Below are 12093 nucleotides of genomic sequence, written 5' to 3'. Positions count from 1 at the left end.
TTTCACGGTATCGCATTCAAAAATATTTTTTTCAGTACTCTCGAAAAATAATTTTCAGTTGACCTGTTGAAAAAAGCCAACGAAATTATATTTCCGTGATGTTCACGTCTGCTCTGTGATCTTTTTTCTGTGAAGCTCCGTGTTTTCAGATTTTCCGTGGGCGGAGCTACGAAATCATCCCCACAGAAAAAAAATTCTCAAAAACGAAAAAAATATTGAAACCGGTTTTACCCGATTTACATAATCTTGCCGAGCAGGCGGATAGAGTTGGTCATGTCCGGTCCAAGCGGGGAACCGAAGATGATCTGAGTGACACCTGCTTTGGTCAGGTCTTCACACTTCTGGCGGATAACATCCGGCGTACCGCAGATAGTGAATGCTGCGATTTCTTTCTCGGTAACGAGACCGCCGACTGCACCAAAGTCGAAGCGTGCAAGTGCGTCCTTAATCTTTGCAACATTTGCAAGGTCAAGGCCGTGGCGCTGGAGAAGTGCCTCAGGAGATCCTGCTGCAATGAATGCTGCAACGATCTTTGCTGCTTTCTCTGCCTTCTTCTGGTCCTGGTCGATGGACAGTGCAGTGTATGCTCCGACATCGAATCCTTTCTTGCCGACCTTCTCGCATGCTGCCTTAATGATTGGGATTGCAACTGCGAAGTCTTTCGGGTTGGATGCGTTGATCAGTGCACCGTCTCCTTTGAGACCTGCGAGCTCAAGGACTTTCGGTCCCTGTGCACCGACGTAGACTGGGATGCCCTTCTTTCCTGGAAGAGTGACACCGGTAAGCTTTGCACCATCGTAGTCGAAGAACTCAAGACCTGACTTCTTGACTTCTGCACCGCTGCAGAGTGCGCGAATCTGGTCGATTGCTTCACCGAGTCTTGCGACCGGCTTTACCGGGTCGATTGCGAGCTTCGGAAGGGTGGACAGGTCGCCAGGACCGATACCGAGGACTGCACGACCATCGGAGATCTCATTCAGGGTGCAGGCAAAGGATGCCATTCCTGCCGGAGTGTCAGTGAAGGAGTTCATGATACCCGGACCCATTTTCAGGGTGGTGGTTGCCTGAGCAACTGCGGTCAGAACCGGGTAGCAGTGGCGGTTGTTGTAGTGGTTAGTGATCCATGCGTAGTCAATGTCCTTGCTCTCTGCAAGTTTACAGTAGTTAACTACCTGCTTAACATTAACGTTTCCCGGAACAAACTCAATTCCATATGTCAAAGTTCTTTACACCTCAATTCTAAGTTAATCCCCTCTGCATAAATAGATTCTGTTTTGAAGACACACTTTCCGGCAAAATCCGCGGGATTCCCCTATGGAATCCTAAAATCGGCTGAAATCATCGTTTTTTGTATGCGCTTTCCGATTTGTCGATTTCGTTTTTAAAAATCATCGTATCTTATAAAAGAATATATGGTTACAAAAGGAATAATAGAAGCAGAATGCATTCTTGAAATGCATGGGAATCACAATGAGAGCACTACTTATCGGAATCGGCGGAGCGGGTTGTCAGATCGTTGACACACTCAATCAACACGACGAACGGAGTGGTGTACGAAGTGTGCGTTCATTTGTGTTTGATGCAGATCAGAAAACGATCTCCGAGATGCAAAGTATTCCCCAGGAAGACCGGTTCGTACTCACCCCAACAGATCCAATCAAACAGAACAACACGAAGGGAACGGATTTTGAAGTGGGAAACCTTGCAAGCTGTTTTCAGCGTGACGGCGTGCATGACGTTGATGCAGTTTTTGTCTGTGCAGGACTTGGCGGAAGAATGGCCGAACTTGTGCCAACTGTTGTTGAGCAGCTCAACGACGCCTTCGCAGATCCGGTATTCTGCATCCTCACCCTTCCCGGAAGAAACGAAGGCGTGAAGGTATCAGCACGCGCCTCAGAAACCCTTGCCGAAATACGAAAAGTTTCGCAGGCAACCATTCTCTTCGACAACGAAACATGGTTCAAGCGTACCGAAGAGGAGGACAGTATCAAAAATCAGATAGAGGCGAAACGAAAAGCCACCATCTATGAGATGTATCCGGTACTGAACGAGATGCTCGCACGTCGTGTCGGCCTCCTCCTCAGAGCAGGAGAGTTCAATCACCGCGGCGTGGAAGCTGCCGAAGTTGTGCTGGATGCAGGCGAAGTGCTCAATACCCTCAAAGATATGGACCTTGTTGCGATCGGTTATGCGACCGAGAAACTTCCGACAACATGGACCAACAATATGATGAAACGCATCCGTGTGGAAAAATATCTTCTGGAAGAAAATCAGGCACGGACATCACGCATCGTTGAGCTGGCAAAGCAGGCGGTCTATCGCGAGGTCTCTGTTCCCTGTGATCTGACCTCTTCGGAAAAAGCTCTGGTGCTGATCGCAGGGCCTTCTGATGAACTGTCGATGAAAGGATTTCAAACGGTGCGCAAATGGATCGACCGCAGTATCAAAGGTCTTGAGATGCGTGCCGGAGATTATCCGGTAAAGTCAACCCAGTATGTCGGTGTGATTATTGTTCTCGCCGGTCTGGAAAATGTACCACGAGTGAAGGAGTTGGACGAGATTCGAGGAATATACGAAAACGAACAGAGCAAGGAGTACGAAGAAGAGGAAGAGGAGACAACACCCGCCATTCAGATTGCTGGCGACTCGGTTCTCTTTGAAGAGGAGATGGTGATGCCCATTGGTCTTGGCGTTCCGTCAGCTGCTCAGGTTTTCGAGGAAAACGAAGAGGACATCTTTGAGCTGGAGGATGATTACTCAAACATGCTTCAGGAGGCAGGGCAGACCCTCGCCTACGAATCGGACGATGTTTTCGAGGACGAGGAAGAGATCTACGATGCAACTCCGTATGGGGAGGATGTCTTTGAAGATGAGGAGGAGTACTATGGTGAGGACGTCTTTGAGGATGAAGTCCAGCAGCAGTATGTATACCAGCCCGGAGGGGAGGATGATGTGTTTGAGGATGTGGTCAGGAGAGTGGTTGCTCCGCCACCGCCGCAGCAGCAGTACATCTATCCGCCGCAGTATGTCCAGCAGTATATCGGGTCACAGCCCCAGCAGGCAACTATCTTTGATGAGACTGCACAGGAGAGACAGGTTCTCCCGACGGCAAAGCCAAAGGAGATGCCAAAAATAACCATTGCCGGACCGAAGAAGCAGCCACAGATGAGCGGGAGCACCATCATGATGCCGAAGCGGCAGAGAAAGGAGGACACAGTTCTCGCCGGCATGGCGGATGTGGGCGGCAAGGACAAGCCGAAGGACTCGGACAGGGTGGGAACCGGCATGGCAAGTGTCGGTGGAGCAGGAAGACCAAAGGAGACGATGAGTGCGGGAGTCCTTGAGGGATCGGTGACGGTTGGACATCAGAAACCGAAAGAGACCGACGGACATATCAGAATGTCGGGAGGTCAGAGACCGAAGGAGACGGACGGGCATGTAAGAATGGCGGGGAGTCAGAGGCCAAAGGAGACCGACGGACATGTAAGAATGTCAGGAAGTCAGAGACCAAAGGAGATGGACGGACCCGTAAGAATGGCCGGAGCACAAACACCCAAAGAGATTGACGGAGCTATTCGCGGAGGGTCTGCACAGCGGCCGAAGGAGATTGGTGAATCGGCAAAGGTTCGTGACTCCCAGAAACCCCGCGAGGTCAACAAAGGTATCCGGGTAACCTCGATTCCTCTCCCGAAAAATGCCGCGGTCAAAGAGATTGCAAAAAAAAGTGATAAGGATAAGTGGGTGTAAACCCGTTCATATTTTTGATTTTACAATTCCGTAGCTGTCCTGATAATTTCCATTGTAGGCTGTTTCCACATCGCCAAGGATTGGATGAATAAGCATCTGTACGATGCGTGTTCCCTTCGTAACCGAAATATCCTCAGGCCCCATGTTTACCATGCAAAGTGTCAGATTTCCCCGAAATCCGGGATCAATGTAGCCTGCACCAAGCAGTACTCCTTTTCTGCCAAACGAGGAACGGCCTCGAAGCGTGGCGGCGAGATCAGCAGGAAGGCTGACAAACTCCATGGTCGCAACAAGAGACAACTCACCTTTTTTCAAAACGATATCCTCAGCAGCACGCAGGTCATAGGATGCCGGCTGCAGGGAGTCTTCAGCAAAAGGAGCAATGCCAAGGGTGCCGTCAGCAATTCGTGCACGAATGCGGGATGAGGAGAGTAACATGTATGGTGTGTTGGTTTCCTTTCCAATTGTAATTTGTGATGTATCAGGACAAATACGATAGAGTAAAAAAGAGAGAAAAAGAGATGAGTATACAATAAGGATCTGTAGGGTAGTGGATATCCTTCCGGGCTTCGAACCCGGAGAACTGGGTTCGATCCCCAGCAGGTCCGTGTATTTTGAATTTTTATGCGTGAGCCTCTCACGTCGTGATCATAGTGTTCACAGTTTCACATAAAATGAGTTAGTCTCGATTGGAGTTCCGTGATATTTTTTTCGGTGAAATTTCTGTGTGTTCCCGCGAAGCAGTGAACACGATGGAACGGCATGCGAATCGTGGGTAGCAAAGTGTTTTGAAAAAAATGATTGTTAGAATCCTCTGCGACCGAAGTCATTATTTCTTCTCGGTCTTCGGGTTCTCGTGAAAAGGAAAACAAGAATCACAATAACAATGACCGCAACAATACAGCCGACAACAATCGGCGTCGGGAAGTTGGGAGTCATCGGGAGAGTGATCGTATTGTCACCCGTGGTTGTGATCTGATACGAGATGCTGGTTCCCGTGTAACCATCTTTGGACGCTGCAAAGAGAACGGTCTGACCAGGAGACATGGTCTTCGTGAACTTTCCGGTCGCATCAGTCACGCCCGTAACCAGATTGTCCAGAGAAACAAGAGCACCGGCAACCGGAGTTGTTCCCTCAACAACCAGAACCGTGACCGGAACGGATTCATACGTGAGCTCAACAACCACATCTGATGAGTCTTCAGAGAAGGTGACTTTTTTGGTGTACGGAACATAGTTGGTCTTGGTCACCTTCAGATCATACGTTCCCGCGGTAAGTTTGGAGAGTGATGCTCTGCCGTACTCATCAGTATAGACCGTGGTCTTCTCATCAATAATTACTGACGCAGCAGGAATCGGTTTTTTGTCAGTGTCATAGACAAGGACACGCGGGGAAAGGTACGACTTCGAGAGCGTGATCGTAAGCGATGTCTGATCCGAGTCAATGTACTGGGATGAAGAGTAGGTCTCGTACGAGTCAGCAGTTACCTGAACATTGTGGTAGGCTCCTTTTTCCATGGATACATGCAGAACACCTGCGCTGTTGGTTGTACCCATAGTGAGGCCGTCAACTGCAATTTTCGCACCGGAAACCGGAGTCGACTTGTCAGGATTGAGAACTTTTACCTGAATCAGATTTGACTTCTGCAGATAGACGGTGTAGTCTTTGTCCATCACATTGATGGTGAGAGAAAACTTCTGCGTGTCATAGCCGTCTTTACTTATCGATACCGTGTAAGTGGACTGATACTCTACTGCGGCAAACTTTGCTCTGCCGTTCACATCAGTGTAAAGAGTCTGATCAAGACCTCCTTTGGTTATGACAACCTTTGCATCCTTGACCGGGTCGTGGGAGGCACTGTTATCATAGACATTTAGTGTGAGACTTGTTGCTTCCGCAGCTGCTGCACCACTGAAGAGCAGGGCCGCAAGCAAAAAGATCGCAACGAGATGTTTTATGTACATAGATGTATTCAGTTTTGGAGGTGAACCGGTATTACTTATTCGGTCGAACTGGTGATGTGGGCGCCTTTCACTCATAGTAGTATAGTAGTAACAGGAGGTTTGTATGCTTTGTTGTGGGAGAGGATCTCTGTTGCACACGTATTCATGGATGTTCTCCATGAATGTCATCATGAGAACATGATCAATGACGGACATCAGCTTGGTTACGTAAATGAATTCAGATGCAAAACCAATGAGGTAGTAGTGCGTGTGTGCCCGGACATGTCAACAATCAGTTCAAACTATATCTGGTTGTTGCCACAACAACCGAAGTGTTGAAAATCATAACGAAATTGTCTTGAATGTGCGAATTTTTCAAAATTACCATACCAACATCCCTTCATAATACCATATATTTTCACTGTCCCGTAAATCACAATAGACCTACCAATCGCAAAGAAGAACGAAAAACCTTCAGGGCTATTTCAGTGATTTTGGAGATAGGTGAACACATCAATGACACCAACCACATGCAACATGAGTGAAATCGATCAGATCGTCGAGATTGAAATGGAACCGCCGATCATTTATGCAGACTCTGCAACACCAGTCAGTGATTTTCTGAAACTGTATGATAACAAAAAAACCATGGATAATTATCGCCTTGCAATCGCAGCCTATCTGAACTGTGTGTATCCGGATCTCCTATCCAAGAGAGCAGAAGATATCGATCCTTACGCATCGGCATATCTTACAGATCTCAAACGCGGAAGAAATTATCACCGTGATCTCAAAATAGCGATCAACCATTTTTCAAAATGTTATGCACCCATGACCGCGAACCTGAATATCAAATCAACCTGTGTATGGCTTGAGGACAACGGGTATTCTCTAAGCAGACGGGAACGTCAGCGACTGTTTAACTGTCTGCCTCCTGCAAGACCGACAACAAAAGAACTGGAGATCAAACGAAAAGTTTTCCGTGAGATGTATCTGGAACTCCCAGAACATATCGGAACCCTTCTTCTGACTCTCGTGGGATCCGGTATGCGGCTTGGCGAGGCAATGACCCTTCTCAAAACTGATCTCGATGAAGATCAACAGAGAACAGCCGTCAACATCCGTGCTGAGAACACCAAAACCAGAACTGCACGAACAACCTACCTCACGCTTGAAGCATCCGAAGCTCTCAGGGACTATTTCACCGCACGTCGTGACGAAGATCCAAGAGTGTTTCCTTTCTCGGTTGGAACAGCACAGTATCATTTCAGAAAAACTGCTGATGAACTCGGCTACGGAAACCGCGATCCGGTAACCAATGTCAGCCAGCTTCACTGGCACATGACCCGCAAATGGTTCATCTCACGATTCGGTCTTGCGGCGAACAAAGATATTGGTGAGATGCTTGCAGGACACGAAGGATATCTGGCAGGATCCTATCAGCGATACACCAGAAAACAGATACTCAAACAGTTCAGAAAAGCAGAGAAGGAGATCAGCATTCTCAGGTGAACCTTACAACCTGATCAGATCCAGAGTCAGAAGCATCACCGGCAGCATAATTGCCCCCATACAAAAAATTCTCGGAACATTTACGAGACCTGGGATCATGCCGACCAGAGCAGCAACCAGTAAAACCAACAAACCAAACGGTCCGCAAAACACAAACGACATCACAATTAGAAACACGAGAACAATCTTTGCAAGCAGCGGCTGGTTCAATCGCATCACCAGTGGCGCGAAACGTGAAGACGTGATCGTAAGAAGATAAGCAAAGACTGCAGCAACAGCAGCCGCAGCCATCATCAGCGACAGCGGTGGAAGATCAATCGCACCCAAAGCAACCATCGCGCCGCTTCGCATTCTTCCAATTGCATACAACGCGGCAATGCCAAGAACTGCATTCGCGGTGTTCGCCGCACTTGTCGCTACCAGATAGCTGCGGGCATCCATCGACTCAAAATCACTGCTGCGCCGGACAACAAGTACTGCATTTGCCGTGCCGCTGGAAAAACCCGGCAGCCAGCCGACAACAGCCCCTGCAACAGCCCCGCGCAAACCGCCTGCGAGTATATCCCGCCGGGAGATCGACAAACCCGAAAAATTTTGCGCAGGCAGAGGCTGTGAGGATCGCATTGATGCCAACAGCACAGGTATACCAAAAAGTCCGGTGAGGAGCGGCAGCAAAACTTCTCCAATACCAAACAATCCGAACGAAAAATAAGAGTAGCCCAAAGAGAAAACACCGAGAACACCGGACGCGGCAAACACCGCAAGAGCCCAGGCAGGTGTTTTACTGTACACAATCAAAAGACCTGCCGCAAACAAAATTACCAGACCAATCCCCCAGTCAATATACTCCTGCAGCGGCGGAAGGAACAGCATAAACAGTGCGAACAGCGGGAGGCAGAGAAGAAATCCTGCCGCACTTCCGATCGCTGACGTTCGAACCGCCTCTTCGCCGTGACCGGCAAGACACATCCGATGCGCCGGGAGAACAGCGAGAACAGTGTCAGGATCAGGGACGCCGAGAAAAGTCGACGGCACTGCGTCCAGAAATGTGTGAGTCACCATGGTGGCAACGATTGCCGCGGCAACTCCTTCAGCACCGAACAGGATCAGAAGCGGACCTGCCGCCCCTGCGAGAAAACCTGCGATGGTGTTTGAATGAATGCCCGGAACAAGACCGGAAACAGTTCCGAGAAGGACTCCGAAAAGACAGCCGGCTACCACCCCAAGCATATCTGAATCTTGACGGGACAGCATATTAACTCTGCCGTCCAATATTTGCGCATGTTACTTGCGATCACCCGTCTCGCCGAAAAAGGTTCGGCAGACGCTGCTCTCTGCAAAAAATACGGACATGAATGCAGAATTGTCTCGCCGCTTCGTGCGGAGATCAGAAGCAGTACGATTCAGACATTTGTGCTTGCAGCAGCTGATGGTGAGTTCGATGCAATATTTTTCACCAGTGCCCTTCCTGCGCAAAAAATCGCCCCGCTCTTACATCCAGACATCACAAAAAATTCGCGGGTGATCGCGATTGGTCCGCAGACCGCAAAAGTTCTGCATGATGCAGGGATTGCAGCAGAAACTCTTCCGACATTTTATTCGCGCGACTTTGTACCCTATCTTGGTGAATGGATCAGTGGAAAACGTATCGGTATTCCGCGGGCGGATGTACCGAACCCGGGCCTGATCAATGCGATCGAGGATGCGGGCGGCATGGCGTTTGAGTACAGATGCTATGGTCTTGAACCAACCAATGAACTGCTGAACTTCGACGAAGTCGACGCAGTCCTGTTTACCAGTGCAAACTCGTACAAGATGGCGCTGCTCCCCCCCATGCAGAACATTCTTCCAATAGCCATTGGTGATATCACCGCTGACGCCATGCGGGCAGGGGGAGTTGAACCGAAAATTGTCGGTGACGGATCTCTGGAAGGAACGCTGAACGCTCTGAACACCTATCTGGAGAGCAGCCAATGAGCTACACCGGCGTTCTTCTGGTGGACAAGCCGCGGGGACCAAGCAGCCATCAGGTTGCGGCATGGGTTGGTGATATGCTGAAGAGCGAGGTAGGCCACTCGGGAACTCTTGACCCTATGGTCTCAGGAGTTCTTGTCGTGATGCTTGGTAAAGCAGTCCGCCTTGCCCCACTATTATTACTGCATGAAAAAGAGTACGTGGCATGTCTTCGTCTGCATGCAGACATCCCTCGCGAAAAAGTGGAGGCGGCAGTAAAAGAGTTCACCGGCCGCGTCTATCAGCGACCGCCGAGACGCTCGGCGGTGAAGCGGGCGCTCCGCATTCGCGTGATTCACCGCATTGAGCTTCTTGACATGCAGGACAGGCTGGTGCTGATACGTGTCCGCTGCGAAGCAGGCACATATATTAGATCACTCTGCGTCCACATCGGCAGAATACTTGGATGCGGATCACAGATGATCGAACTGCGGCGGACAAAGTCCGGAGGATTTTCTGTTGAAAATACGCACACGCTCCACGAAGTTCGTGACGCGATCGAGAACGGTGACGAGGAAAAAATCCGTGCCATGATCCTGCCGCCCGAAGAAGCAATCGCAGACATTCCAAAAATCATTGTCCGGCCAAGTGCTGCCGACGCAGTTTCTCACGGGGCAGTACTTGCGGGAGTTGGGGTAATCCGGTGCGACAAATTTGTGCGTGGACAGAGCGTGGCAGTGATCACCGAAGAGGGCAGACTCGTCGCCCTTGCCGAAGGACTGCGTGACTCAGAAAAATTTGTCTGCGGCGAGCCGGGTCTTATTGCCAGATCGACCCGGGTTTTTCTTTCGCCGGCACGTTCAAACAAGCAATATTAATAAAGACGAAAAACCCACATCTTATGCTAGTTTGCTGAGGTAGTCTAGCGGTAGGGCGCGGGCCTGGAAAGCCCGTGAGGCGAAAGTCTCTCGGGAGTTCAAATCTCCCCCTCAGCGTTTTTCTTTTTGAATTTTTTGCACTCTGGCAAACCCTTATCTCGTTCTCCTGCCTAAAATCACCTAATGATACTCAGCAGCTCTACGGTTGACATTGTCAGTGTCTATGCTGTTCTCCATGCAGACGATGCCCGGCATATAGGAGTCCGGGAAGGAGACCGCGTCACTATTATCAATAACGCGAAAGGAACATCAGTGCGTGCGGCTGTATCCCTCACGGAAAATGTCACAACTCCCGGAACAATCATCATCACTGCCGGAGCAAACGAAAAACTTCAGACAAATAAAGGAGATCCTGTTGAGATCCGCGTCGCATCCCGACCTGCGTCAATAGAGTTCATCCGCAAAAAAATGGACGGCGGTAAACTCACCCGCGAAGAGACCGCACAGATTGTAGAGGACATGACCGCAAACGTTCTCTCACCCTCCGAGATTACCGCATATATTACTGCAGCATACATCAACAATCTCGACATGGATGAGATAGAGTATCTCACCCGCGAGATGGTCGCGTCCGGCGACCGGCTCAGTTTCAACACCCGGCCGATTGTGGACAAGCACTCAATCGGCGGAGTGCCGGGAAATAAAATCACTCTTCTCGTGGTGCCGGTCATTGCTGCTGCCGGGCTTTTGATTCCAAAGACCAGTTCACGTGCCATTACCGGCGCCGGAGGGACTGCGGATCTGATGGAGGCACTTGCCCCGGTAACATTTACGATTCAGGAGATTCAGCAAATGACGCTGAAGGCCGGCGGTGTGATCGTCTGGGGAGGAGCGACAAACATTGCGCCAGCAGATGATCTGATCATCACCTATGAGTATCCGCTGAAGATTGATGCACGAGGCCAGATGCTGGCAAGCATCATGGCCAAGAAGATGGCTGTGGGATCTGACACCTGCGTGATCGACATTCCGGTAGGTCCCGGGACAAAAGTTCCGAATGAGAATGAGGGACGGCTGCTTGCAAATGATCTGATCGAGCTCGGGAGACGTCTTGGCGTTCGCGTTGAGTGCGCAATTACGTATGGAGGGGCACCGGTCGGAAGAAATATTGGTGTGAATCTTGAGGTCACAGAGGCTCTCAGAATTCTTGAGGGAATGCCAGGCCCCACCTCTCTAATGCAGAAGAGTGCAGCCCTTGCCGGCATGGCTCTTGAGATGACCGGAAAGACCGCGTACGGTTTTGGTACTGAGGCTGCGATGGATCTGATCAAAAGCGGTAAGGCACTGCAGAAAATGCAGGAGATGATTGAGATACAGGGCGGCGACCCGAAAGTCAAATCTTCCGATCTTGCTTTGGGTTCGAATGTGTTTGATGTTCCTGCCCCAAATGACGGATACGTAATTGCGGTGAAAAATCGTGAGCTGATCAATGTTGCACGAACTGCAGGGTCTCCTGCGGATCACGGAGCAGGACTGTATCTGCACAAAAAACCCGGAGAGTCGGTGAAGAAGGGAGAGCCGATTTTGACTATTTACGCAGATCGCGGGTGGAGGCTTCAGCGGGCGATTGAAGAGGCAAGAGTGAGCATGCCGGTTGTGGTTGAGGGGATGCTGCTTGATCGGGTTCCGCCGATACGGCGTGTTGCCTGAAAATCTTTTTTTTTGTTTTGAGTTGAGAAATTTTTTCTCAGAATTATTTTGTGCAAAAATTACACAAGCCACATGAAAATTATTCCAGAACAAGCGGACCGAAGACGTTTCGAATGATCACGGTGAATTGTACCGCGTAACATCAGATTGCAATAATTTTTTTGAAAAGAGCATCTTTGTGATAAAAAGGGAATTTGTCCCGGGTGGGACAAAATCACCAGTTTTTTGTTTCACGCTGCTTAGTTGCGGCGGAGTACGAGAAGTGCTACTGCACCAAGTCCTGCAAGTGCAATGAATGCGCCGAATCCCGGAGTAGTCGGGGTTGCGGTGGTGGTTACAGGAGCGGTAG

The 12093-nt window shown here is 49.8% G+C and carries 10 protein-coding genes and 2 tRNA genes; 7 read left to right on the top strand and 5 right to left on the bottom strand.

Annotated elements, in window-relative coordinates; translation table 11 throughout:
- Positions 1-236: 236 nt before the first annotated feature.
- Positions 237-1220: a 5,10-methylenetetrahydromethanopterin reductase gene (locus McpAg1_RS06035; protein ID WP_338094399.1), complete on the bottom strand. Its 984-nt coding sequence runs from the start codon at positions 1218-1220 to the stop codon at positions 237-239.
- A gap of 250 nt (positions 1221-1470) precedes the next feature.
- Between McpAg1_RS06035 and McpAg1_RS06030 the strand changes: the two genes are divergently transcribed.
- Positions 1471-3747: a tubulin/FtsZ family protein gene (locus tag McpAg1_RS06030; protein ID WP_338094398.1), complete on the top strand. Its 2277-nt coding sequence runs from the start codon at positions 1471-1473 to the stop codon at positions 3745-3747.
- 6 nt (positions 3748-3753) lie between these two features.
- Here McpAg1_RS06030 and dcd read toward each other — a convergent pair whose 3' ends face one another.
- Positions 3754-4185, bottom strand: a complete 432-nt coding sequence (gene dcd, locus McpAg1_RS06025) for a dCTP deaminase (RefSeq protein ID WP_338094397.1) — start codon at positions 4183-4185, stop codon at positions 3754-3756.
- Positions 4186-4283: 98 nt separating this feature from the next.
- Here dcd and McpAg1_RS06020 point away from each other — a divergent pair.
- Positions 4284-4355, top strand: a tRNA-Arg gene (locus McpAg1_RS06020).
- 196 nt (positions 4356-4551) lie between these two features.
- Here McpAg1_RS06020 and McpAg1_RS06015 read toward each other — a convergent pair.
- On the bottom strand, positions 4552-5712 hold the full coding sequence (locus McpAg1_RS06015) for a carboxypeptidase regulatory-like domain-containing protein (RefSeq protein WP_338094396.1): 1161 nt from the start codon (positions 5710-5712) through the stop codon (positions 4552-4554).
- A 495-nt stretch (positions 5713-6207) separates the two neighbouring features.
- On the opposite strand from McpAg1_RS06015, the gene McpAg1_RS06010 reads away from it, so the two are divergent.
- Positions 6208-7203 carry a tyrosine-type recombinase/integrase gene (locus McpAg1_RS06010; RefSeq protein ID WP_338094395.1) on the top strand — a complete coding sequence of 332 codons (996 nt, stop codon included), beginning with the start codon at positions 6208-6210 and terminating at the stop codon, positions 7201-7203.
- A gap of 3 nt (positions 7204-7206) precedes the next feature.
- On the opposite strand, the gene McpAg1_RS06005 is transcribed toward McpAg1_RS06010, so the two are convergent.
- Positions 7207-8433 (bottom strand): tripartite tricarboxylate transporter permease, encoded by a 1227-nt coding sequence (locus McpAg1_RS06005; RefSeq protein WP_338094394.1) that lies wholly within the window; start codon positions 8431-8433, stop codon positions 7207-7209.
- A gap of 51 nt (positions 8434-8484) precedes the next feature.
- Here McpAg1_RS06005 and McpAg1_RS06000 point away from each other — a divergent pair, with 51 nt between their 5' ends.
- From McpAg1_RS06000 to McpAg1_RS05985, 4 genes are all read left to right on the top strand, one after another.
- Complete coding sequence (locus McpAg1_RS06000) at positions 8485-9180, top strand: uroporphyrinogen-III synthase (protein WP_338094393.1); 696 nt, start codon at positions 8485-8487, stop codon at positions 9178-9180.
- Entirely contained in the window at positions 9177-10034 is an 858-nt protein-coding gene (locus McpAg1_RS05995; protein WP_338094392.1) for an RNA-guided pseudouridylation complex pseudouridine synthase subunit Cbf5, read from the top strand. The genes McpAg1_RS06000 and McpAg1_RS05995 overlap by 4 nt, the downstream gene beginning before the upstream one ends.
- 33 nt (positions 10035-10067) lie before the next feature.
- Positions 10068-10151 (top strand) — tRNA-Ser (locus tag McpAg1_RS05990).
- 66 nt (positions 10152-10217) lie between these two features.
- Positions 10218-11744, top strand: a complete 1527-nt coding sequence (locus McpAg1_RS05985) for an AMP phosphorylase (RefSeq protein WP_338094391.1) — start codon at positions 10218-10220, stop codon at positions 11742-11744.
- A gap of 239 nt (positions 11745-11983) precedes the next feature.
- Here McpAg1_RS05985 and McpAg1_RS09610 read toward each other — a convergent pair.
- The coding region (locus tag McpAg1_RS09610) for a PGF-CTERM sorting domain-containing protein (RefSeq protein WP_420847103.1) at positions 11984-12093 on the bottom strand (110 nt) is incomplete at its 5' end.

Origin of the sequence: Methanorbis furvi, assembly GCF_032714615.1 — an archaeon.
Classification (GTDB): Archaea; Halobacteriota; Methanomicrobia; order Methanomicrobiales; family Methanocorpusculaceae; genus Methanocorpusculum; species Methanocorpusculum furvi.
The sequence above is the reverse complement of the archived record's forward strand: the minus strand, read 5'-3'. Positions and strand labels throughout refer to the sequence as shown.